Origin of the sequence: Brucella sp. NBRC 14130, from assembly GCF_040371715.1 — a bacterium.
Classification (GTDB): Bacteria; Pseudomonadota; Alphaproteobacteria; order Rhizobiales; family Rhizobiaceae; genus Brucella; species Brucella intermedia.
This window is the reverse complement of sequence record NZ_BAABTE010000022.1, coordinates 24626-43988: the sequence shown is the minus strand read 5'-3', so window position 1 is coordinate 43988 and position 19363 is coordinate 24626. Positions and strand designations below refer to the sequence as shown.

Genomic DNA, 19363 nt, shown 5'->3' with positions numbered 1-19363 from the left:
TTTACATCGTGGACCAAGAGGACTATTTCAGTAAAACCTATCGCTACCGACAAGGCCCCCCGCAATGAACCTCCTCATCCGCCACGCGACGGAAGCAGACCTCCCCGCCCTGCTGGCCATCTACAATGATGCCGTCGAGAACACGCTTGCCATCTGGAACGAAACGCTTGTCGATCTGGAAAACCGCCGCGAATGGCTGAAAGCCCGCAACCGCGATGGTTTTCCGGTGCTGGTTGCCGAGCGCGACGGCGCTGTACTCGGCTATGCGAGCTATGGCCCGTTTCGCCCGTTCGAGGGCTTCCGCCATTCCTCCGAACTTTCGATCTATGTGGCGAGCAATGCCCGCGGCGGCGGCATCGGACGCGCCCTTTTGGCCGAGCTTGTGGAGGAAGCGCGCGAGCGCAAGGTGCATGTGCTGATTGCCGGCATCGAGGCTGGCAATGCCGCGTCCGTCGCCTTGCACAAATCGCAGGGTTTCGAGGATTGCGGCACGCTGAGACAGGTCGGCCAGAAATTCGGGCGCTGGCTCGATCTGACCTTCATGCAGAAGATTCTCTGAATAGTAATGTTCAGGAAAGAGCGCAGCGGGTCATTGCCCTGCTGCGCTCTTTTTGTTTATACAAGCGTATTCGCAAGGACCCGGTGAAAGCCCGGGTGGCTCTTCTGGCCGCCTATCCGCCAGACAACGCAACAACATCCCCCATTTTTACAATCGGCCATGTTGATACGGGCATTCCTGTCCGTTTTCTATTTGCGGAAAATTCAATGACACGTCTTGCTGCCTACCGCCGCGAGTGGTTCTCCAATATTCGCGGCGATATTCTTTCCGGCATCGTCGTAGCACTTGCCCTCATTCCGGAAGCCATCGGCTTTTCGGTCATCGCAGGCGTCGACCCGAAGATCGGTCTTTTCGCCTCCTTCGCCATTGCCTGTGTTTCGGCCTTCACCGGCGGACGTCCCGGCATGATCTCGGCTGCGACCGCCGCAACCGCAGTTGTGATGGTTTCGCTCGTCAAGGAACACGGGCTGCAATATCTCTTTGCCGCCACCATCCTGATGGGCATTTTGCAAATTCTTGCAGGGTTTCTGAAACTGGGCCGTTTGATGCGTTTCGTTTCACGCTCGGTCATCACCGGCTTCGTCAATGCTTTGGCGATCCTCATCTTCATGGCGCAGCTGCCCGAACTCATCCATGTCCCGATCCAGACCTACTGGATGATCGCAGGCGGTCTCGCCATCATCTATCTGTTCCCCCGCGTCACCAAGGTGATCCCTTCGCCGCTTGTCGCCATTGCCGTGCTCACCACGCTTGCCTGGACGACCGGCATGGATTTGCGAACCGTCGGCGATCTCGGCGAACTGCCCTCCGCACTGCCGGTCTTCGCCCTGCCGCAGGTGCCGCTGACGCTGGAAACGCTGCAGATCATCCTGCCCTATTCGATCACGCTTGCGGCGGTCGGCCTGCTCGAATCGCTGATGACCGCCCAGATTGTCGATGACATGACGGATACGACCAGCAACAAGAGCCAGGAATGCATCGGCCAGGGCACCAGCAACATCGCCTCGGCGCTGATCGGCGGCATGGGCGGTTGCGCCATGATCGGGCAGTCGGTCATCAATGTTTCCTCCGGTGGTCGCGGAAGGCTGTCGACCTTCGTTGCCGGATCGTTCCTGCTGTTCCTGATTCTGGTTCTCGACGATCTGGTGCGCATCATTCCGATGGCCGCGCTCGTGGCAGTCATGATCATGGTCTCCATCGGCACCTTCTCGTGGCGTTCGATCCTCGACCTGCGCCGCAATCCGCCATCCTCCTCCATCGTCATGCTGGCAACCGTTGTTACAGTCGTCTCCACCCATGACCTGGCCAAGGGCGTTCTGGTGGGCGTTCTGCTTTCCGGCGTGTTCTTCGCAGGCAAGGTCGCCAGAATGTTCCGCGTGAGCGAAACCGCGAGCGAGAACGGAAACGAACGCGTCTATACGGTGGAGGGTCAGATTTTCTTCGCCTCGGCGCAAAACTTCATCGCAGCTTTCGATTTTTCAACGCCTGCACGCAAGGTCACGATCGATGTCAGTCATGCCCATCTATGGGATATCACCTCGGTCGGCGCGCTCGACAAGGTGGTGCTGAAATATCGCGCCAGCGGCACGGATGTTTCGGTGATCGGCTTCAATGAAGCAAGCGCGGACATGATCGACCGGTTTGCCGTCCACGATAAGGAACCCGGTGCCGCAAAGCTCGCGGCACACTAAGCATGTCTCCCAAAAGTGGGAACCGGTTTTGGGATAAAGACATGCGCAAAAGAAAAGGCCGCCTTCGCGGCCCTTCTTCTCAGTTCGGCTGTGGAACGGCAGTCCCGGTCGAAAGCTCCGTCAGACCGATCTCGCCTTCGACCTGATCGCTGCGGGCCATCAGGTATAGGCCAAGCCCGCAGGTCAGAACGGCGATGAACACCAGATACCAGGCATGGGCCATCGGGTTGACCGCCAGAAGCGAGGTTACGATCACCGGCGTCAGCCCGCCGAAGACCGCATAGGAAACATTGTAGGAAAACGACAGGCCCGAGAAGCGCACCGGCGCCGGGAACGCGCGCACCATCACATAGGGAACCGCGCCGACCATGCCGACCGAAAGCCCCATTACCGCATAAAGCGCGAAGAGGACGGGCAGGGAAACCCCCGCATATGTGTAGAAGACGAAGGTCGCGACACCGAAGAAAATGCCTGCAACGGCGAAGAAGCGCCCGCTGCCGATCCGGTCCACGATAGCGCCTGCGGCGACCGTGCCGAACATCAGGAACAGCGTGCCGAAGCTTGTGGCAGCAAGCGATTGCAGCGGCGTGTAACCGTAGAGCTTCTGGAGGAAAGTCGCAGTCATCAGCGTGGTGACGACGATACCGGCCGACAATATCCATGTCAGCAGCACGGAAATGACGACACCATGCATATGGTTGCGCAGCACCGTGCCGAGCGGCAGCTTGTCCTTGAGCAGATGGCTGTTCTTCATTTCGGTGAAGATCGGCGTTTCCGCCAGCCAGCGGCGCAGGTAAACGGCAAACAGCCCGAAAATACCACCGATGAAGAACGGAATGCGCCACGCAAAGGCGGACAGTTCTTCCGGCGTGAAAATCCAGTTGATGGCAGTCGCGATCAGCGAGCCGATCATGATGCCGAGCGTCAGGCCCGAGCAAAGGAACCCGCATGCCATGCCGACGCGATTGGCCGGAACGTGTTCCGCCACGAAGGTCCATGCACCCGGCACTTCGCCGCCAATGGCAGCGCCCTGCAACATGCGGAAGACGATCAGCAGGATCGGCGCCCCAACGCCCAGCGTCGCATAGGTCGGCAGGCAGGCCATGGCCAGCGTCGAGATGGACATGAGAAAGACGGAGAAGGCGAAGACGCGCTTGCGGCCGAACTTGTCGCCGAAATGTGCCAGCACGATGCCGCCCACAGGGCGCACCAGATAGCCGGCTGCAAAAATGCCGAAGGTCTGGATCAGCACCAGCCAGTCCGGCATGTCGGGCGGAAAGAACAGATGGCCGATGACGCTGGCAAAGAACACGAAGATGATGAAATCATAAAACTCCAGCGCGCCGCCAAGGGCCGAAAGGCCGAGCGTGCGGAAATCCTGCCGGTCAAGCGGACGCGGACTATTGCTTGTGTGGAGATTCGTCGATGCCATCGATTCGCTCTCTTCTGATCGGGTCGCTGATATGATGCCCCTCATTTCTGGGCCGGGTTTTAATGCGCCAATTGTGTCCGCACTGCAAGACTTGACTTCCGAATGCCAAGGCATATTTTAGAATAATTCTAAACTTTGGATTCCCAGGATGCTGAGCCGATTCTTCCGCAATGACCGCCGTCCCTTCGATTCGCTTTCCGAACAGGAAATTCTGGCGCTCGCCATATCCTCCGAGGAGGACGATGCGCGCATCTACCTCGCTTATGCCGACGGCCTGCGCGACGATTTTCCGCAATCGGCGAAAATCTTCGAGCAGATGGCAGCGGAGGAACATGGCCACCGCGATGCGCTGATCGAACGTCACAAGGCCCGCTTCGGCGACCGGATTCCACTGATCCGCCGCGAGCATGTCAGCGGCTATTATGATCGCAAACCCGACTGGCTGGTGCGTCCGCTTGGCATCGACAAGGTGCGCGAAGCCGCATCGGAAATGGAAGAACAGGCCTATCGCTTCTATGTCGAGGCAGCCAGGCGCGTCAGCGACGCGGACACACGCAAGCTGCTGGGTGACCTCGCCCAACAGGAAAAGCAGCATGAAGCCAAGGCTGAATCGCTGGAAAACACGCTGACGCCGGATGACGTTCAGGACGAGGAGCGCGCGGCCGAACGCAAGCAGTTCATCCTCACTTATGTCCAGCCGGGCCTTGCGGGCCTGATGGACGGCTCCGTATCGACGCTCGCCCCGATCTTCGCCGCCGCTTTTGCAACGCAGGACACGTGGCAGACCTTTCTGGTCGGCCTGTCGGCCTCGGTCGGCGCGGGTATTTCGATGGGCTTTACCGAAGCGATCCACGACGACGGCAAGCTGTCGGGTCGCGGCTCACCGGTCAAGCGCGGCCTGTCCTGCGGCATCATGACGACGCTGGGCGGCCTCGGCCATACCCTGCCCTACCTGATCCAGGATTTCTGGACCGCCACAAGCATTGCCGCGATTCTGGTCTTCTTCGAGCTCTGGGCCATCGCCTTCATCCAGAACCGCTATATGGAAACACCGTTCTTCCGCTCGGTGCTTCAGGTGGTTCTCGGCGGCGCGCTGGTGCTGGCGGCGGGCATATTGATCGGCAGCGCCTAGGCTTCGAAGCTTCCCGGGCGCCTCTCCCGTTCAGCTGATAAACCGAAAGTGGGACCTGGTTTCAGGATAAGGCGCGGCCCGCCTGGAGCATTTTCAGCAAAAGTGTGAAACGTCTACGCGGGGAAATCAGTTCACTGGACTGATTTCTTAACCCGCTTCGATGCGTTAGATAATGCGATAAAGCAAATAGTTAGAGCGGTTCCGGCGATTCTGTTAGAACAGGAACCGCTCTAAACTGTCACGGCATCCTGCGGTCGGGAAATCGGTTCCTCGAAAGCCTCGATCGCAATGCGCCCCTGCCGGGAAACAGTGACGAAACTGTTTGCCGGCACCGCCATCCAGTTGGCAGCTTCGCCGTCGAGCGGCTCCGACACCACGCAAATGCCCGACGACCCGCCCAGCGTCGCCGTATAGAGCGTCGGCGCAAAGGCATCGGTCGCATAGCGGATGGCATAAAGCTGGCTACCGTCGGAGAAGGCGGCGGTCAGCCGCAGAAATGGCGGCACGCCGCCGCGGACCGCTTCCTCGACAACCGTTGCCACCATGCGCTTCATCGCCAGAACGGGGTCATTGTCGAGGCCGAATTCCAGCATCAGCAGGAAGATCAGCTCCGAATCGGTGGCGCCGTGCTTCTGGCCGTAGATCGCATCGCTCAAATGGCTTTCCAGCCTGCGGCGCAACCGGTCGAAATGCCCGATCTGGCCGTTATGCATGAAGCTCCAGCGGCCGGAAACGAAGGGATGGCAGTTGGAACGGCTGGTAAGCCCCCCGGTCGAAGCCCGCACATGCGCAAGAAAAAGGCGCGACCGTATCTGTCGCGCCAGGCTGCGGAGATTCTGGTCGGACCATGCGGGCAGAATATCCCGGTAAAGGCCCGGCTCGTCGCGATGGCCGTACCAGGCAACGCCGAAGCCGTCGCCATTGGTCCGTGTTTTGGCTTCATGCGCATCGTGGCTTTGCGCCACGAGCGAATGGCAGGGAGACGAAATGATGTCTTCCAGATAGGTTTCAGGTCCGAGATAGGCGGCCCAACGACACATTTTTGCTCCGGCGATTACCGGCCCCGGTTATGCGTCCGCTCATAAAGCTGGCGAACGATCGTGCTCGCCGTCTTCTCGAACAAAAATGGCAAAATTGCATGAATGAGTGCTGCAAACGCCGCACAAAAAAGCTTGAACGAAAAACGACCGGCAAAGGCCATATGTTCGAAATAGGTTTCGTCAACCGACTGGGGATGTTCGGTGAAGAGGCGTGTGATGCGAGTGGTCATTGGAAATACTCCCGTCAATGAGCAATTCGTTCCCTTTTGTCCGGCGCGGCAAGCACCTTTCTGAAAAATCATTCTAGCAAATGCATTAGAGATGAAATCTCAAAATATCCTTGCCAAAGTGGATTTAATGGGACAATCATCCCACGATGAAGCCATTTCTTGACGAGATTGACCGAAAAATCCTGGGGGAGTTGCAAATCGACGGAACCTTGTCCGTTGATTCTCTCTCGGAGCGGGTCCACCTCTCCCGCAACGCCTGCTGGCGGCGGGTAAAGCGCATGGAGGATGAAGGGATCATCAAGGCGCGTGTCGCCCTGGTCGATGCCGAAACGGTGGGCTGCGGCCTGTCGGTCTTCATTCTGGTACGCACATCGAGCCATGATCCCGACTGGCTGACGAAATTTCGCGCCGCTATGGGCCGCTTTCCGGAAATCGTCGGCGTTTATCGCATGACAGGTGATCTGGATTATGTGCTGAAGGCCCGCGTTTCGGACGTCAAGGCCTATGACCGCCTTTACCAGCGACTGATTGCGAGCGTGCCGCTCTCGGACGTTTCGGCCTCTTTCGTGATGGAGGAGATCAAGGAAACGACCGCCGTGCCGCTGAAGGAATAGCAGATTGTGCGGGACCGCCTGACGGGGAAAACAACCCGTTCTTCGCGTCTCTCCCGGCACCTCGAGCATGATCCCTCCGGAGTGAACGAGGACGATCAGGATATGCTTCGAATGGAAGAGACGGAGTGCCGAATCTGATTCAATCGGATCGAAACACGCTCTAATGGCCAGCCATTTCGCGGCAGATGGCCGCGCACTGCTCGCACGCTTCGACGCATTTTTCCATGCCGCCGACCTCGCGGCAGGATTGAGCACAGGCTTCGCAAATCTTCGCGCAGGCTCCGCAGGTTTCACGATGAAGGGGCGTGTCGAGCAACATTATGTGCGCTGCCGTGCGGCAGCTTTCCACGCAGGCCAGCATGATGCGGTAATGTTTCGGCTCGACATGCGCCCCACCTTCTTCAAGGCAGTGGCTGGAGGCCGTGTGGAGGCAAACGCGATAGCAATCAAGGCAGGCATCGATACATCTGGTCATTTCCGGGCTCGGCATTTTCAAATCCTCTCTCCTTCGACACGAAGTCCAACAGGCCAAGGATGGATTTGTTCCATGGGCGCGGTCGGGCGTTTTTCATTCCCGGTGGACATTCCCGGTGCAAATTGCATGACCCTGTGCCGTACTATCATTGCAAAACGCCAAATAGGCGGTACACCTTTCATTGGTTTTCACGTATGAGCGTCGCCAGTTTGAGCGCATCGGGAAATGTGTGAACAATTTCCAAACAGATGCGCCATGAAACAATGTCTCTCGCAGGCCAACTGAACTCTCGCAGGAAAGGCTCCCTCATGACCGCAGCATCCTCTTCCGCGCCAACGCTCGGCATCATCCGGCTCGAACATGCGAAGGACCTTGAACTCCCGGCCTATGAGACGTCCGGCTCGGCGGGCATGGACCTGCGGGCGGCCGTTGCCGAAGATCGCCAGATCGTTCTCCTGCCGGGACGTCGCACGCTGGTGCCGACCGGCCTGATCTTCGAGATTCCGGAAGGCTTCGAGGTGCAGATACGCCCGCGTTCCGGCCTAGCCTTCAAAAACGGCATCACCTGCCTCAACACGCCCGGCACCATCGATTCCGACTATCGTGGTGAAGTGAAAGTTCTCCTGATCAATCTGGGCGATGACGATTTTCGCATCGAACGGGGCATGCGCATCGCGCAGGCTGTTTTCGCGCCGGTCGTCCAGCCGATGATCGAAGAGCGCACCGAAGTGACCGACACGGCACGCGGCGAAGGCGGTTTCGGTTCCACCGGCACGGCTTAAACGCGCCAATCACAGACAAAAGCCCGGCTGAGCCGGGCTTTTTATTGCCATTTTCTCACTGTGTAAGAACGGCGCGTTGACAGAGAACCCCGGTCACCTGAACGTCAGCCTCGCCCAGTTTGACACCGAGCAAGTCGAGAATTCCGAAGAGCAGGCCATCCACGGCAGGTGCCAGGGGCTGGAGCAAAATGCCCAGAAGCTGGGTAAGCCCGCCCAAAGGCAACGGCAGGACTCCGCTCAGCACCACCTCCAGATCAAGGCCCGTTATCAATCCGCCAAACAGCGAACCGACGAGTTTGCTCGTACTCGCGGTCTGGACCCTTTTGGCCGCAATATCCGCAGATGTGAAAGTCTTGATCTCCTCTTTGGGGTTGCCAAGGGGAAGTTGAACACGTCCACGGAGCTCTGCGACTGTCAGAAAAACCGCCTTCACTTCAGCTATGGTAGTCGTCTTGACGACAGGCGTCTTGCTGAAATTCTTCATCAAATCGATATCGGTATCGCCGAGATATATACCCGCCACACCCGGTTTGACACCCAGCCTGACCGTGGCGCTGCCTGGTCCGTGCGGGCAGCTTATACTTTTCAGTTGCGCCTCGGCGCTGGCTACATCGATGAAAATGGGCACATGGACATTTGCCAGATAAGAAACAACGCCTTCACTGCCAACATCCAGCGTCAGAAGGAGGCGCACCTGCGCCGTGCGCACCAATGTGCCTGCCCCTCCAACAGCGAAGAAGGGGGTGTTTTGCGCAGGCTCCCCAATAGCGATGTCCAGTTTGAGTCCCAGAAGGCCGGGCAGCTTTATTCCAGGGCCAAGCTGGAGCTGATGCTCCCCCCCAAGCATGGCCGCGGCAGAAATCATCTGCAGCACGTTGGCGGTGATGTTGTAATTATTGGATGATCCGAGTGCTACATCGGCTATCGATCCAAGGCCCAGCAATTTCCCCACCGGCAGCTTGGTGTTAAGCGCGCCGGCATTTTTCCCGAGAAGGGTCAGCGCGGCGCCCGCCGCCGGATTGTTCGTTACGACCTCCGCCATGACACTTGCGAGCATGCCGACCGACACTTCAGTGTCGAGCAGTTTCTGATATGTGCCAGCCGTCAACCCCACTTTGGGAGCAAGCTTGTCCAGAAAGCCGAGGAGATTGATATCGGTCGCCGCGAGAGCCTTATAGTCGGCGAGTTTCAGATCAAGGGAGGTTCCCAGAAGCCCGCCCAGAAGGCTGTTCAACGCGCTGTCCGTCGTATTCAGGCTCAACAATCGCGAACCGACCGAAAATGCCGCTTCCGCCTTGGTTGCCGCCGTGCCGGTCGCTCCAAGCGCGGGCCGGCTGATGAACGATTGGCCGAAATAGAGATTGCCCGGACGCGCCAGCCGGACGCGAACCGCATCCGGGTTTGCACCGCCCGCCACGAAACGGTCTTCGACCGCACGGTCCTTGTCGGGGAAATAGTTGCCCTTCTCCACCCAGACCCACGTCTTGTTGTCGGCTTTCCCGTTGACGATGGAGGGGTCGTAGCCGTCTGTCATCAGCACCGGATCTAGGCCGTTCGCCTGCAATTGCCGCAGCACCGCTTCATTGGCCTGCGAAAGGGAAGCCGCTCCGGCGACGGCTGCAAGGTCGGCCATGTTCTGCAACTGCCGCCGTTCCAGAAACAGCGAACTCGTGTCCACGCAGAATGCCGCCACCGCCAGGAACAGCGGCGAGACCAGCGCGGCCATCGTCGCCAGATTGCCGCCCCGCGCACCCAGGAAACGCGATACAAAACCCCGCATGACTTTTGCCCCCCAGCCCGTTTCAGATTCCGCCGAGCCTTATTGTCGATGCCCGCGTGATGATCGTGTCCGGAAGCGGCAGGCCCGTCATCAGGTTCCAGATCGGCAGGTTTTCCGCATCATATTGGATCGTCACGGTGAACTGGTTCGGGTCGGACTGGGCATTGTCCACGTTCACCTGCATCTTTTCCGGATCGATCAGCGAATATTTCGCCGCGTTCTTCCGGATATAGCTGGTCGCCAGCGCGAGCCGCTCCGGCGGATCGATGCCAGCCAATGCCGTCCGCGTCGCATCAGCGGCAAGCTGCTGCACGGCGTTCGCCACGCCCAGATAGAGGCCGAACGCAATCATGCCCATCAATATCAGAAGAAAAACCGGCGCCAATATTGCGAATTCGACCGCCGCCGTGCCGCTTTTATTACGATTGAAAAACAACAGTAACGGTATTCTTCGAAACCTGTTCGTTACGAATGAAAACCTTTTCCGCCCCATAATAAGGTAAGCCATTTGCCCTCCCGTCCAAGAGCATCGAAACCTTATTCTCATGCCATTCCCAAGCAACATGCATCATGCATGCGCCGACCATCCGCCTTCGCGGACAGGTCACGTTCTGAATTATTCTTTCTACTTTCAGATTATGCTTTCCCAGCCTTATTTAACCGGGAGATAATTTAAGAACACTTAATCTGACTGATAATTTGGCTTAAGCCATTCTTTTTGAAAAGAATAACCTGAAGTTCTATATTGGCGCCAACTTTTCAGCATTTCACCGCTTGCTGTGGAAACAATTGACAAGGCACGGACAAGCCTCCGGCCATTGTGCCAAAGGCAATTATTGCATGACAAATAATTAAGATGAAATCCTGAGCGGGGAAGCATAGATATCCGGGAGGCAATGTGCCATCGAAGCGCGCCCGGTCCCGCTTTGGTTGCATGGTGCAAAAAATTATGCGGGACATGGTGATGAACCTCCGATGAGCGGCGGTTCAGAAAGTTTTGAGGTTTGACGGTGCTTACAACTTCCGATTCGTCCAAGACCGGGCAGCACAAGGCACCGTCGCCGAAGCGCGCGCCGCGCAAGGCGCGCCGCTGGTGGCTCTGGCTGCCGGTTGCGGCAATCGCGGTGGGCGCGGGCTGGTATTTCTACGGCTCGGGGGAAGCTGGCGGCCAGAAGACGAACTATCTTGCCGAAACGGTCACGCGCGGCGACATCGAAAACGCCATTACCGCCGTCGGCACGCTCAGCGCACTGCGCAGCATCAATGTCGGCGCGCAGGTTTCCGGCCAGCTTAAAAGCGTGAAGGTAGAAGTGGGCGATCAGGTCAAGCAGGGCCAGCTCATCGCTGAAATCGACCCCTCGCCCTTCGAGAAGAAGGTGGAAATCGCCAGCGCCCAGCTCGATAATCTCAAGGCGCAACTTCTGAGCAAACAGGCGCAGCTCACGCTGAAAAAGGCCAATGCGGCGCGCCAGCGCTCGCTTTTGGCCACGCGCGGCGTGTCGCAGTCCACCGTCGATCAGGCCGATGCCGACCTCGCCATGGCCGATGCTGACGTGAAGGCGCTCGGCGCGCAGATCCGCCAGCAGGAAGCCCAGCTTGCCAGCGACAAGGTCGATCTCGGCTACACCAAGATTTACAGCCCCATGGAAGGCACGGTCGTCGATCAGTCCGCCAAGGAAGGCGAAACGCTCAATGCCGTGCAGAGCGCGCCGACCATCGTCACCGTGGCCGACCTCAAGGTGATGACCGTGGAAGCGCAGGTGTCCGAAGCCGACATCGGCAGGCTGAAGCCCGGAATGCCGGTCTATTTCACCCTGCTCGGCCAGCCGGAAAAGCGCTTTACCGGCACGCTGCGCCAGATAAAGCCGACGCCCGCGACCGAGAACAATGTGGTTCTCTATTATGCGCTGTTCGACGTGCCGAACCCGACCGGCGAGCTGATGATCAATATGAGCACGCAGGTCTATTTCATTCTCGACGAGGCAAAGGACGTGTTGATCGTCCCCTCCTCGGCGCTGAACTACAAGCGTGCCGATCAGAACCAGAAAGAACGGAACCAGAAAGGCAAACCGCAGATTTCGGTGAAGGTTGTAAGCAGCAACGGCGCGGTGACGGAACGCGAGGTTCAGATCGGCGTGCGCAATCGCGTACAGACCGAGATCATTAGCGGGCTGGAAGAAGGCGACAAGGTTATCGTCACCAGCGCTTCCAGCGGGGCCGAAGCCGCCGCCGGGCAGCGTGGCCGCAGGCCCGGCATGCGCCTGTTCTGATGAGCCGCCTCATGCCCGATAATCCCATGACCGACACGCCGCTCATCAGGCTCACCGATATCCGCAAGACCTATCACAACGGCGATCTTGCCGTTGAGGTGTTGCACGGCATTACGCTCGATATTCAGGCTGGCGAATTCGTTGCGATCATGGGCGCATCCGGCTCCGGCAAGTCGACGCTGATGAACATTCTGGGCTGTCTCGACAGCCCGAGCGGCGGACAATATCTGCTCGACGGCGAGGATGTATCGACACTCGATGCCGACGCGCTGGCAGCATTGCGGCGCAGAACCTTCGGCTTCGTCTTCCAGAGCTATAACCTGATCTCGACATCGACCGCGCAGGAAAACGTCGAAGTTCCGGCGATCTATGCGGGCCTGCCTGCCTCCGAACGCCATGCCCGCGCCGCCGAACTGCTCAACCAGCTGAAGCTCGGTGACCGTCTCGACCATCGCCCCAACCAGCTTTCAGGCGGCCAGCAGCAGCGCGTTTCCATCGCGCGGGCGCTCATGAATGGCGGGCGCATCATCCTTGCCGACGAGCCGACCGGCGCGCTCGACAGCCAGAGCGGCGAAGACGTGATGGAACTGCTGCGCTCCATGCACCAGCAGGGCCACACGGTCATCGTCATCACGCATGCGCGTGAAGTCGCCGAACGCGCCGACCGGCTGATCGAAATCCGCGATGGGCAGATTCTTTCCGACACGGTCAAGCGCGCAATTCCCGATACGCAGGCCCCCTTCCGGCTGCAGGAAAGCCTTGAAGGCAGTTCAGCCCGCATTGCCGATGTTTCGGAAGCGGTGAAGATGGCGATGCGCGCCTTGCGGGCCAATATTTTCCGCACGGTCCTCACCCTGCTTGGCATCATCATCGGCGTCAGTTCCGTGGTGACGATGCTTGCCATCGGCACCGGCGCGCAGAATTCCATTCTCGACCGCATCAATGCCATGGGCACCGATCTCATTCTGGTTCGCCCCTCCATGGCCGGTTTCCGGGGAACAGGCTCGATAGCGACACTGGTTCCCGAAGACGCCACCGCCATTCTGGAACTGCCGAACATCAAGACCGCCGTGCCGGAAGTGACCGGAACGGTGACGCTGCGGCGCGGCAATGTCGATTACCAGTCGCAGGCAAACGGCACTGTTTCCGCCTTTTCCGAAGCCAAATCGTGGAAGGTGGCGACCGGCGATTTCATCAGCCAGAGCGATATGGACAACTATGCGCCCGTCGCGGTGCTGGGCAAGACGGTCGTCAACACCCTGTTCCCGGATGGCAGCAATCCCATCGGCCAGTATATCCTCATCCAGAAGATACCGTTTCAGGTGATCGGCACCCTGGAACCAAAGGGCGCGGGCTTTGGCGGTGCGGATCAGGACGATGTGGTGATCGTGCCGCTTTCGACCGGCAATCTGCGGCTGTTCGGCCAGAAATATGTGCGCACCATCACCGTGCAGGTGAAGGATTCTGACCTCATCAACACCACGCAGGAACAGATCCAGGACCTGCTCGACCAGCGCCACAAGAAACAGGATACGATGATAACCAACATGTCGTCCATCCGCGAGGACGCGACGGCAATGGGCAACACGATGACCCTGTTTCTGGGGTCGGTCGCGGCAATCTCGCTTCTGGTTGGCGGCATCGGCGTGATGAACATCATGCTGGTGAGCGTGACCGAACGAACCCGCGAAATCGGCGTGCGGATGGCAACGGGTGCGAGAAGGCGCGATATCCTGCTGCAATTCATCACCGAGGCGCTGACCGTCTCGGCCATTGGCGGTGCCTTCGGCGTCGTGGTCGGGCTGGGCGCGGCAGCCGTCGCGGGCTGGGCCGGGCTTTCTGTCGGCTACAGCGTGGGGCCTGTCCTGCTGGCCTTCGCCTGCGCTTTCGCGACCGGCCTCATCTTCGGCTTCCTGCCCGCGCGCAAGGCTTCCCGCCTGCTCCCGGCTGTGGCACTGTCGTCCGAATAACCAATATCGGAAGGCAGCACAGCGATGATTCCCGTCAAGCGAACCCTGTTCGCTGCCGCAACAATGGCGGCTGCGATTGCTGTACTGACGCAGCCGGGCCATGCCGAAAGCTGCAACCGCGAGACTTTCGAGAACACGGATTATATCGTCTGCGACGCCGGAGCCGAAGGCACCGGCCTGCACCTGTTCTGGAAAGATGCGGATGGCGAGCCTTACCGCAATTTTTCAAATCTGGCTGGCACTGCCGCAAGCCAGGGCAAGACATTGGTTTTCGCGCTCAACGCCGGAATGTACCAGCCGGACTTTTCGCCAATGGGCCTCTATATCGAGGATGGCCGCGAACTTCGCCCGGCGAGCAAGGCCGCACCTGCCCGCGGTTCCGGCCCCGTGCCAAACTTCTACAAGAAGCCGAACGGCATCTTCTATCTGGGTGACAAGGGCGCTGGAATATTGCCGACAGACCGTTTCATGAAACAGGGGATGAAGCCGCGTCTGGCAACCCAGTCCGGGCCGATGCTCGTTATCGGCAACAAGGTCAATCCGATTTTCATCGTCGGCTCCACCGACAGGACGCGGCGCAGCGGCGTCGGCATTTGCAAGGGCGGCGTGATCCGCTTCACGGTCAGCGAGGATGCGGTCAATTTCCACGACTTTGCACGATTGTTTCGCGACCATCTTCAATGCCCGAACGCCCTGTTTCTGGATGGTGGCGGTGGCGCAGGCATCTACGTCCCGGCGCTGCAGCGCAACGACATATCCTGGCACGGCGGCTATGGCCCGATGTTCGGGTTTGTGGAGTGATTGCGGGCAATGGAAAAGCCGGTTCTGATTAGGCAGGCAGGCCTTTAAAATCGCGCTTGCTTCATGGCCTACTTGAACAGCAACGGCAAGGTGATCGGCATACGCGCCTTGGCAACAGCGGCTGGCGGTGCAGGCACCGGCGAGGCTCGGCGCGCCGCTTCCAGTGCCAGTTGATCCACGTCTGGATTACCTGACGAACCGGCCAGACGGGCGGAAAGCACATTGCCCGATGGGTCAATCACGAAGGTAACCTGAACAAGCCCCTTGGCATTGCGTGATTTCCGCTGCAGGAAACGCACATTGCGCGCCATATGCGACTGCAGCTTCGAGGTCCACTTGGCGGAACTGACACCCGCGGATGCAGAGTTTTCACCTCTACGATTTGCGGCAGCACGAGCGCCATTGTCAGCATCCATCTGCGGCGCAGCGGCCTGACGGGTCTCCGGTGCTTTCTCAGCCTTCTTGGGCTTGGGCTTTTCAGCCTTGGGCGGCTTTGGCTTCTCCGGCTTTGGCTTCTCGACCTTTTTCGGTTCCGGCTTCGGCTCTGGCTTGGGCTCCGGCTTCACTTCCGGCTTTTCAACGGGCATGGGCACCGCGACTTCCGGCTTTTCCGCCTGGACCACATCCGGAACGACTTCTTCCGGTTCCTGAACGGCCTGCGGTTCCGGCGCGGGTTCGGGCGGGGTCGCCTCTTCCGGCTCGGGCGGCGTTGGTTCTTCCTGCACGGGTTCCGGCTGCTGGGCCGGTTCCGCCAGTTCCTGCGGCGCTTCAGCCGTTTCCGGCTGGGCTTCCTCCGCCACCTGTTCTTCCATCGGCGCTTCCGGTTCAGGTGCCAGTTCCACCACCATGGCGGCAACCTGCGTCCCGTCGGGCTGGTCTTCTTCCTGCGCCATGTGGATGGCATAGGCCCCGGCGGCGTGAACGGTCAGAACAAGAATGCCCGCGCCGAGCCAGCGCCCCGCATCATGCCAGAAGGAATGATGGTGAACGTCGGCCGAAGCCACCTTTATCGGGGGATGCACGGGCGGGAGTGCATTCATTGCGCAGCTCCCTGCGATGCCTGCGTGGAAGGTGCCGTTCCAGGAGTTGCAGCCGCCGGAGCGGTCCCGGCGTTCGCACCAACGGTTTCAAGCCCCACCAGCGCGATCTTCAGGTAACCCGCCTCACGCAGAAGGTTCATCACCCGCATCAATTCGCCATAGCCGACATTCTTGTCGGCGCGCAGGAAGATGCGCGCTTCCTTGTTCTTCTCCGACAGCACGTCCAGCGCACCGCCGAGGCGCTCGCGGTGCACGACATCGTTGCCGACGCTGACACTGAGGTCTTCCTTCAGCGTCACGTAAAGCGGCTTGTCGGGGCGCGGTGCGGGCGCTGCCGTCGAGGCAGGCAGGTCCACTTTCACGTCAACCGTGGCCAGCGGTGCCGCCACCATGAAAATGATGAGCAGAACCAGCATGACGTCGATGAAGGGCGTCACATTGATCTCGTGGTTCAGCTCGAGATCGTCACCGCCGCCTTGGCGAACTTTACCAGCCATGGCGCCTACTCCGCTGCGTGCAGCGTGCCTTCACGCACACCGGCCGTCCTGAAATCGAGGTCGCGGCTGACAAGGCGCTCCACGCCCGCCGAAGCATCGGCGAGCAGCGACCTGTAGCCGGTGATCGAACGGGCGAAAACGTTATAGATGACCACGGCAGGAATAGCCGCGACGAGGCCGATGGCTGTTGCAAGCAGGGCCTCCGCGATACCCGGCGCCACGACCGCGAGGTTCGTGGTCTGCGCCTGGCTGATATTGATGAATGAATTCATGATGCCCCAGACCGTGCCGAACAGACCGACAAACGGCGCGACCGATCCGATGGTCGCAAGAATGCCGGTGCCTTTGGAGAGGCGGCGTCCGGCCTTGGCTTCGATGCGCGACAGGCGCGAGGATACGCGTTCCTTGAGGCCTTCGCCGCCAGCGCGGGCAAGCGCCGGACCGGAAAGGCGAACTTCGTCTTCCGCAGCACGGACCAGAACCGCACCGGGCCCCTTTGCTCCGTCGAGCGCACGTACCGCTTCGGCAAGCGTGGCCGAATGCCCGATAACCTTCAATGCCTTATAAGCGCGGCGACGTGCACCGGCCAGTTCAAGCGATTTGGCGACCCAGACCGTCCATGTGGCAAGCGAAGCCAGCGCCAGACCGATCATCACCGCTTTCACGACCCAGTCGGCAGCCATGAACATGCCCCATGGCGACAGGTCGTGCGGAAGGATCAGGCCACTTTCGCTTTCGACCGGCGCGGCTGCAGGAGCAGCCGTCTGCGACTGGATCAGTTCAGGCGATGGCGCAGCAGCGGGAGCAGCAGCAGGCGCCGTATTGGCCGGTGCGGGACTGGAAGGCGCTTCGACGGCAGGGGTCGCCGGTGCATTCGTCGGGGAGGATGCATCCTGTGGCGCGTTTTGGGCCAATGCAGAAGCCGCGCCCAGCAAGCCGATGCCCATCGCCGCAGCCATGAAGCCTTTTCGCCAGAAACCAGTCATTTTGTTCGCCTTTTGATTGTTCAAATCCGCGCGCACATGACCAAACCCTCATGCAGGCCGTCGCGCCGCCTGTTGGGCCTCTTCTTAACTCCCAATAATATGATGACGCAAGTCATGTTTTCATTTGAAGGGCATTTTCATCATGCAAAATTGGGGTCGGGGAAGATTTTTCGGCTCGCGCCTTTTTGCCAGTTGCACATTGGCGTCAAATCAGACCTGATAGGATGACCGAAGCGCTTCGGGATTGGTTTTAAAAACAGATTCCGGCGCAAGGGGAGGAAATGCAATTCCGCTTTGACCGGAATTTCGGAGGACATGCCAATGATGCTCAAGGATATCCAGACGCTTGAACATGCGGCACGCACTGCCATGGCTGGAAATGACGATCCCTTGCCGGTGCAGCAACGTTCGCTGAAGCCTGCCCATGTCGGACTGGCCGTTATCATGCTGGCAGGGGCGGCTTATCTGCTGCTGGCGTAGGTAGCAATTACAACCTGAAAGGGCCATGGCCTCATTTTCGCCATTAAAAAGCCGTGCCCTTCACAATTTTGACGCTTCAATAACACGGAATTTGAGCGGAACTGAAACCGTTTCCCCTCGTTTTTTCTCCTGTTGATGGCGAGATTCGCTCTCGCCTTCGGTTTGCCTTAATTACCGACAGGAGTTTTCATGAAACGATTTCTCGCCTCCACGGCTCTTGCCGCGCTGATCGCCCTGCCCGCTTTCGCTCAGGACCGTTCGCCGATTTTCTCCGATGAGAAACAGGAAAAGCCGATCGCCAGCGAGAATGGATATTTCGTTGCATCGCCCGGCCAGCTTCTGGTGTCGGGCTTCATCGGACAGGCGGTCTATAACGGCCCCTCCAATGACGCCGCCAATATCGGCACGGTCAATGACATGATCCTTGGCGCCGATGGCAGCCCGCAGGCGGTGGTGATCGGGGTCGGCGGCTTCCTCGGCGTCGGCGAAAAGAACGTCGCAATCGGCTTCGACCGCCTGTCATGGGTGGTTCGCGAAGACGGCAAGCGCTGGCTGATCGTGGATGCCACCAAGGAACAGCTCGAAAAGGCACCGGCCTTCGACCGCAACACGGCCTTCGCAGCCGACGGCGCGCCGCGCGCCGAACCGCCCGCCGCCGAAAAGACGATCACCACGCAGAAGGCGGACAGGGTGATGCCCGAGGGCATGAAGCCGGTGCCATCGGAAGGACTGAGCGCCGACAAGCTGATCGGGGCCACTGTTTTCGGCGCGGACGAAACCAAGATCGGGACAGTCGGCGATGTGCTGATGTCCGCCGACGGGCAGACGGAGGCATTCGTCGTGGATGTCGGCGGCTTCCTCGGCATCAATTCCAAGCCGGTGGCCGTATCGATCGCCAATCTCGATGTAGCGAGCGGCAAGGACGACAAGCTCAACGTCTTCACGCAGTTCACCAAGGAACAGCTTGAGGCCCAGCCCGCCTATTCGGACGAAGCCTACAAGAAGGACCCGGAAGGCACGATCCTGCACGGCGAAGCCGAATAAAGCCTCGCACTATGCGCGGAAGCATTGCAGGCGATGCTTCCGCGCCTTCCGGCAGCGCCATTTACCATGCCTTGCAACAACCGTCCGGTCTTGTTGCCGCTGGCGGCTTTGCATGCAACCATTGGGCGGGCAGCACGTTATCCGAACGATCAGACAAAGAATGAACAGGAGAGCCGATATGGCGCGAGCATCCGCGAAAACGAGCAAGATCGAAGAAAAGATCGAGGAAGCGCTGACCGATGCCAGCGCGGAAGACCTTCAGGCACAGGTCGAGCAACTCAAGGAAGACATTGCCGCCATCGCGGCGACACTGGCCAATCTCGGTTCGCAGACGGTCCGCGACGCCAAACGCAGCGCGAAGGAGACCTACAAGAGCGCCTATATCCAGGGCGAAGACGCCATCGATGATCTGCGCAACAAGGCGCAGGATCTCGAAGCTCAGCTTACGGCAACAGTGCGGGAACGCCCGATTGCCTCGCTCGCCACTGCACTCGGCGTCGGCTATCTGCTGGCCCTGCTCTCGCGCCGCTGAGGCGGGTC

The 19363-nt window shown here is 59.5% G+C and carries 20 protein-coding genes and 1 other annotated feature; of the genes, 11 read left to right on the top strand and 9 right to left on the bottom strand.

The features are described 5' to 3' along the window. Positions 1–64 precede the first annotated feature (64 nt). A complete protein-coding gene (locus ABWW28_RS25370) occupies positions 65–559 on the top strand; it encodes a GNAT family N-acetyltransferase (protein ID WP_021587958.1) in 495 nt (164 codons plus the stop codon). Between the two features lie 73 nt (positions 560–632). Beyond that, positions 633–688, top strand: a sequence feature (sul1 is cis-regulatory element that is thought to sense ions involved in sulfur or methionine metabolism; They are found in Alphaproteobacteria). 77 nt (positions 689–765) lie between these two features. Further along, positions 766–2250: a SulP family inorganic anion transporter gene (locus ABWW28_RS25365; protein WP_031347268.1), complete on the top strand. Its 1485-nt coding sequence runs from the start codon at positions 766–768 to the stop codon at positions 2248–2250. Positions 2251–2329: 79 nt separating this feature from the next. On the opposite strand, the gene ABWW28_RS25360 is transcribed toward ABWW28_RS25365, so the two are convergent. Continuing rightward, on the bottom strand, positions 2330–3682 hold the full coding sequence (locus tag ABWW28_RS25360; RefSeq protein WP_006473247.1) for an MFS transporter: 1353 nt from the start codon (positions 3680–3682) through the stop codon (positions 2330–2332). Between the two features lie 148 nt (positions 3683–3830). On the opposite strand from ABWW28_RS25360, the gene mbfA reads away from it, so the two are divergent. Further along, positions 3831–4814, top strand: a complete 984-nt coding sequence (gene mbfA / locus ABWW28_RS25355) for an iron exporter MbfA (RefSeq protein WP_021587960.1) — start codon at positions 3831–3833, stop codon at positions 4812–4814. Positions 4815–5044: 230 nt separating this feature from the next. Here mbfA and ABWW28_RS25350 read toward each other — a convergent pair whose 3' ends face one another. Next, on the bottom strand, positions 5045–5854 hold the full coding sequence (locus ABWW28_RS25350; RefSeq protein WP_006467656.1) for a class II glutamine amidotransferase: 810 nt from the start codon (positions 5852–5854) through the stop codon (positions 5045–5047). 14 nt (positions 5855–5868) lie between these two features. Continuing rightward, positions 5869–6084 (bottom strand): DUF6356 family protein, encoded by a 216-nt coding sequence (locus ABWW28_RS25345; protein WP_006473246.1) that lies wholly within the window; start codon positions 6082–6084, stop codon positions 5869–5871. Positions 6085–6230: 146 nt separating this feature from the next. Between ABWW28_RS25345 and ABWW28_RS25340 the strand changes: the two genes are divergently transcribed. Continuing rightward, entirely contained in the window at positions 6231–6698 is a 468-nt protein-coding gene (locus tag ABWW28_RS25340) for an Lrp/AsnC family transcriptional regulator (protein WP_006473245.1), read from the top strand. A gap of 160 nt (positions 6699–6858) precedes the next feature. Here ABWW28_RS25340 and ABWW28_RS25335 read toward each other — a convergent pair whose 3' ends face one another. Then, positions 6859–7173, bottom strand: a complete 315-nt coding sequence (locus ABWW28_RS25335; RefSeq protein ID WP_473709925.1) for a four-helix bundle copper-binding protein — start codon at positions 7171–7173, stop codon at positions 6859–6861. Between the two features lie 308 nt (positions 7174–7481). Here ABWW28_RS25335 and dut point away from each other — a divergent pair, with 308 nt between their 5' ends. Next, positions 7482–7955 (top strand): dUTP diphosphatase, encoded by a 474-nt coding sequence (gene dut / locus ABWW28_RS25330; RefSeq protein ID WP_176588504.1) that lies wholly within the window; start codon positions 7482–7484, stop codon positions 7953–7955. 55 nt (positions 7956–8010) lie between these two features. On the opposite strand, the gene ABWW28_RS25325 is transcribed toward dut, so the two are convergent. Both ABWW28_RS25325 and ABWW28_RS25320 read right to left on the bottom strand, forming a co-directional pair. Beyond that, positions 8011–9735, bottom strand: coding sequence for a pilus assembly protein TadG-related protein (locus tag ABWW28_RS25325; RefSeq protein WP_021587963.1), 1725 nt, complete (start codon positions 9733–9735; stop codon positions 8011–8013). Between the two features lie 22 nt (positions 9736–9757). Next, the gene (locus ABWW28_RS25320; protein ID WP_021587964.1) at positions 9758–10171 is read right to left on the bottom strand and encodes a TadE/TadG family type IV pilus assembly protein; all 414 of its coding nucleotides are present in this window, start codon (positions 10169–10171) and stop codon (positions 9758–9760) included. Positions 10172–10745: 574 nt separating this feature from the next. Between ABWW28_RS25320 and ABWW28_RS25315 the strand changes: the two genes are divergently transcribed. The 3 genes from ABWW28_RS25315 to ABWW28_RS25305 are packed head-to-tail and all read left to right on the top strand — an operon-like array spanning position 10746 to position 14776. Continuing rightward, positions 10746–12005, top strand: a complete 1260-nt coding sequence (locus ABWW28_RS25315; protein WP_021587965.1) for an efflux RND transporter periplasmic adaptor subunit — start codon at positions 10746–10748, stop codon at positions 12003–12005. A gap of 26 nt (positions 12006–12031) precedes the next feature. Continuing rightward, positions 12032–13975: a MacB family efflux pump subunit gene (locus tag ABWW28_RS25310; RefSeq protein WP_031347270.1), complete on the top strand. Its 1944-nt coding sequence runs from the start codon at positions 12032–12034 to the stop codon at positions 13973–13975. Positions 13976–13999: 24 nt separating this feature from the next. Beyond that, positions 14000–14776 carry a phosphodiester glycosidase family protein gene (locus ABWW28_RS25305; protein ID WP_021587967.1) on the top strand — a complete coding sequence of 259 codons (777 nt, stop codon included), beginning with the start codon at positions 14000–14002 and terminating at the stop codon, positions 14774–14776. A 68-nt stretch (positions 14777–14844) separates the two neighbouring features. On the opposite strand, the gene ABWW28_RS25300 is transcribed toward ABWW28_RS25305, so the two are convergent. The 3 genes from ABWW28_RS25300 to exbB are packed head-to-tail and all read right to left on the bottom strand — an operon-like array spanning position 14845 to position 17335. Then, positions 14845–15816, bottom strand: a complete 972-nt coding sequence (locus tag ABWW28_RS25300) for an energy transducer TonB family protein (protein WP_021587968.1) — start codon at positions 15814–15816, stop codon at positions 14845–14847. Beyond that, positions 15813–16313: a TonB system transport protein ExbD gene (exbD, locus tag ABWW28_RS25295; RefSeq protein ID WP_176588506.1), complete on the bottom strand. Its 501-nt coding sequence runs from the start codon at positions 16311–16313 to the stop codon at positions 15813–15815. Before exbD ends, ABWW28_RS25300 begins: the two co-directional genes overlap by 4 nt. Before the next feature lie 5 nt (positions 16314–16318). Further along, positions 16319–17335, bottom strand: a complete 1017-nt coding sequence (gene exbB / locus ABWW28_RS25290; RefSeq protein ID WP_021587970.1) for a tonB-system energizer ExbB — start codon at positions 17333–17335, stop codon at positions 16319–16321. Between the two features lie 285 nt (positions 17336–17620). On the opposite strand from exbB, the gene ABWW28_RS25285 reads away from it, so the two are divergent. The 3 genes from ABWW28_RS25285 to ABWW28_RS25275 all read left to right on the top strand — a co-directional run bounded on the left by ABWW28_RS25285 (position 17621) and on the right by ABWW28_RS25275 (position 19355). Beyond that, positions 17621–17779 carry a hypothetical protein gene (locus ABWW28_RS25285; RefSeq protein ID WP_021587971.1) on the top strand — a complete coding sequence of 53 codons (159 nt, stop codon included), beginning with the start codon at positions 17621–17623 and terminating at the stop codon, positions 17777–17779. 189 nt (positions 17780–17968) lie between these two features. Beyond that, positions 17969–18823 (top strand): PRC-barrel domain-containing protein, encoded by an 855-nt coding sequence (locus ABWW28_RS25280; RefSeq protein ID WP_006467669.1) that lies wholly within the window; start codon positions 17969–17971, stop codon positions 18821–18823. Positions 18824–19001: 178 nt separating this feature from the next. Beyond that, positions 19002–19355 (top strand): ElaB/YgaM/YqjD family protein, encoded by a 354-nt coding sequence (locus tag ABWW28_RS25275; protein ID WP_006473237.1) that lies wholly within the window; start codon positions 19002–19004, stop codon positions 19353–19355. Positions 19356–19363 lie beyond the last annotated feature (8 nt).